Source organism: uncultured Abyssibacter sp., assembly GCF_964000955.1.
In the GTDB taxonomy this organism is placed as follows: Bacteria; Pseudomonadota; Gammaproteobacteria; order Nevskiales; family OUC007; genus Abyssibacter.
The window spans coordinates 1-3,593 of the sequence record NZ_CAXFCL010000250.1 but is presented as its reverse complement, the minus strand read 5'-3'; the positions used below and the strand labels follow the sequence as shown (position 1 = coordinate 3,593).

The window sequence follows — 3,593 nt, the reverse complement described above, 5'->3', positions numbered from 1 at the left end:
GGAGGCAGCGGCGAACAGGACAGGAGGAGACCATGAAGGATCAAGCCACCGCGCCGATGCGCGGAGTCAGCGAAGGCCAGCATCTGTGGTCCCCAAGCGCGGACTTCGCGAACAACAGCAACCTCGCGCGCTACATGCGCTGGCTGGAGGAGGAGCGCGGCCGGCGCTTCGACAGCTATGACGCGTTGTGGCAATGGTCGGTCACCGATCTGGACGGCTTCTGGCAGTCGATCTGGGACTACTTCGACGTGCATTCGATCTCGCCGCCGACCTGCGTGCTGGATTCGCGCGAGATGCCCGGCGCCCGCTGGTTTCCCGGTGCGCGCCTGAACTACGCCGAGCACATCCTGCGCCACGAGGCGGAGGTGCCGGCGGATCAGGTTGCCATCCGGCATTTGTCCGAATGCCGGCCGCTGGCCGAAATGACCTGGCATGAACTGGGTCAGCAGGTCCGGGTCGTCGCCACGCAGTTGCGCCACATGGGCGTGACCACCGGTGACCGGGTGGTCAGCTACATGCCGAACATTCCCGAGACCACGGTGGCGATGCTGGCCGCGGTGTCCATCGGCGCGATCTGGTCCTCGGCGGCGCCGGAGTTCGGCGTGAACACGGTGATCGACCGTTTCTCGCAGATCGAGCCAAAGGTGCTGTTCGCCGCCGACGGCTACCGCTTCGGCGGCAGGGATTTCGATCGCACCCGGGAGGTCGCGGCGATCTGCGACGCGCTGCCCAGCCTGCAGGAGGTGATCTGGCTGCCGTATCTGAACGCCGACGCCAAACCTCCCAAGGCGGCGCTGCTGTGGGACGATCTGATGGATCACCCACCGGTGCCGCGCGACGCCTTCGACTACGCCTATGTCGCGGCGGATCATCCGCTGTGGATTCTGTTTTCCTCCGGCACCACGGGTCTGCCCAAGGCCATCGTGCCGGGACACGGCGGGGTGACGCTGGAGCACATGAAGCTCATGCACTTCCACCTGAACATCAGGCCGGACTCCACGATGTTCTTCTACACGACCACGGGTTGGGTCATGTGGAACATCCTGCTGGCGGCGATGATCGGCGGCGGCGCGGTGGTGCTGTACGACGGGCATCCGGCGCATCCCACGCCGGATTTGCTGTGGAAGCTGGCGGCCGATACCGGCGCCACCTGTTTCGGCGCCAGCCCGACCTTCGTGCAGATGATGGAGAAGGCGGGGCTGGAGCCCGGCAGAACGCACGACCTGTCGGCCCTGGACACCATTGTCGTCTCCGGCGCGCCATCGACGCCGGAGACCTTCGCCTGGTTCTACCGCAGCGTGAAGCGGGATTTGTGGGTGACCTCGCAGTCTGGTGGCACCGAAATCGTCAGCGGGTTCGTCGGCGCGGCGCCCATTCTCCCGGTGCATGCGGGCGAGATTCAGTGCCGCTCGCTGGGCATGGACGTGCACGCCTGGGACGAGGACGGCATCGAGGTGCCCGCCGGCACCGTTGGCGAACTGGTCGTCACCAGCCCGTTCCCGTCCATGCCGGTGAAGTTCTGGAACGACCCCGACAACGCCCGCTACCGGGATGCCTACTTCGACGTTTATCCGGGCGTGTGGCGCCACGGCGATTTTCTGAAGATCAACGAGCGGGGCGGTTGCTACATCTACGGTCGCTCCGACTCCACGCTCAACCGCTTCGGCGTGCGCATCGGTACCGCCGAGATCTACCGGGTGGTGGAGCAGGTGGAGGGCGTGGCCGACAGCCTGATCGTCTGCTGCGAGTTGCCCGGCGGCCGCTACGACATGCCGCTGTTCGTGCTGATGAAGCCCGGCGTGGAATTCACCGATGAGATCGCCGACACCATCCGCTCGCGCCTGCGTTCGGATTGCAGCCCGCGCCACGTGCCGGACTCGATCCACGCCGTGCCGCGGATTCCGTACACGCTAACCGGCAAGAAGATGGAAATCCCGGTCCGCAAGCTGCTGACCGGCACGCCGCTGGAGCAGGCGGCCAGCCGCGACGCCATGCAGGATCCGGCGGCCATCGACTTTTATGTCCGCTTCGCCCGGGAGCACGCACGCGAGCGTGACGCCGCATGAACGCGCCGGTGCTGCATTCGGAGTACCTGTTCAGCTACGCGGCGACGCTGGCCGAACCGGTGGTGCTCGGTCCATGCGCCGACGGGATTCGCGTGCTGTTCCAGGTCACGGGTGGCGAGATCACTGGCGGGCGGATCGGCGACGGCGAGGTTTGTCCGGTTGGTGGCGACTGGCTCACCGTTCGGCCCGATGGCGTGGCCAATGTCGATGTGCGCGCGCAACTCAGGACCACGGACGGCGTACTGCTCGACATCCGTTATGGCGGAGTGATCGATTTCGGCGAGGATGGCTATGCCGCGTTCGCCGAAGGACGGCTCGATCCGATCGTGCAGATACAGACCGCGCCCCGTGTCTACACGGCGTCTCCCGGGCATCAGTGGCTCTGCCGGCGTCAGCTCGTTGGAATCGGCGTCGGGAATCTAGTCGAACGAACGGTCAGTTACGACGTTTACGCCGTGTCCTGACGTTGAATTTTCGGTTGCGCAATTGGCCCGCAGGCCGTCAAGATTGACGAATACCAAGAGCGGCGTAGCCGACAAGAGGTCTCGACAGGTCAACAAGGACGACCTGAGCGACGAGACTCAGGAGGAGACAAGCGTGAGGAAACGCGCATCAGATCTCGGCAAGTTGCGGTTGGGAACCGACCGCTTCTACGCGCCCAAGCTGCATTCGGGCGTCATCGAGCGCCCGTCGATCATGCATCGGCTGCTGGCCGCGCCGCCGGGTTCCACCATCGTCCTGCAGGGACCGGCGGGGCACGGCAAGACCACGTTGATGCAGCAACTCAATGCACGGCATCACGAGGCCGGTGTGCTGACCGGGTGGTTGACCTTCGAGGATGCGGACAACGACGCCCGTCGCTGCTTCGAGCTTCTGGAGGATTTCTTCGCCCATCTGGAGGCGCGTGCCGGGTTCGTGCCGGGGCATGCGAGCGGCGACGAGCCGACATCGCGCTCGGAGCGCTTCGCCCAGCGCCTGATGGCGTTGACCGACGCGGTGCCGGGTGTCTCGATCTTTCTCGACGAGTTCCAGACGCTGGCCGAAAGCAGCATCCACGCCTTCTTCCGCGACCTGATCGCCCGCCTGCATGGCCGGGTGCATGTCGTCATCGGATCGCGCACCGTGCCCAAGCTGGGGCTTTCGCGTCTGGTCGTCACCGGCGACGCCATGCTGATCCGGGCGGACGAACTGAGGTTTTCCCGTGGCGAACTGAGCGAGCTGTTTCAGAGCGGCTCGCTGAGCGACCTGGACGAGCGGCAGGTCGACAGCGTGTTTCGCAGTACCGACGGCTGGCTGGCGGCGGTGCAGCTGTACCGGTTGGCGGCGCGCAGTCAGACCGTGCGGGCGGGATTGTCCGATCCCGAGGCCTGCGGACAGCCCCAGCAACTCACAGACTACCTGGCCGACAATGTCCTGAGCCTGCAGGAGCGGGAGCTTCAGGCGTTTCTGTTGCAGACCTCCGTGCTCAACCGCTTGTCGCCCGAGCTGTGCAATCACATCACCGGACGAGGGGACGCGCGCGAGGTG

At 65.6% G+C, this 3,593-nt stretch carries 3 protein-coding genes; all 3 read left to right on the top strand.

From position 1 onward, the window contains the following. On the top strand, positions 1–2,066 hold a 2,066-nt coding region (locus tag ABNS06_RS12225; protein ID WP_348674880.1), incomplete at its 5' end, for an acetoacetate--CoA ligase. Then, on the top strand, positions 2,063–2,530 hold the full coding sequence (locus tag ABNS06_RS12220) for a DUF3237 domain-containing protein (protein WP_348674879.1): 468 nt from the start codon (positions 2,063–2,065) through the stop codon (positions 2,528–2,530). The genes ABNS06_RS12225 and ABNS06_RS12220, both read left to right, overlap by 4 nt. A gap of 133 nt (positions 2,531–2,663) precedes the next feature. Continuing rightward, positions 2,664–3,593: AAA family ATPase (locus ABNS06_RS12215; RefSeq protein WP_348674878.1), on the top strand; the 930-nt coding region annotated here is incomplete at its 3' end.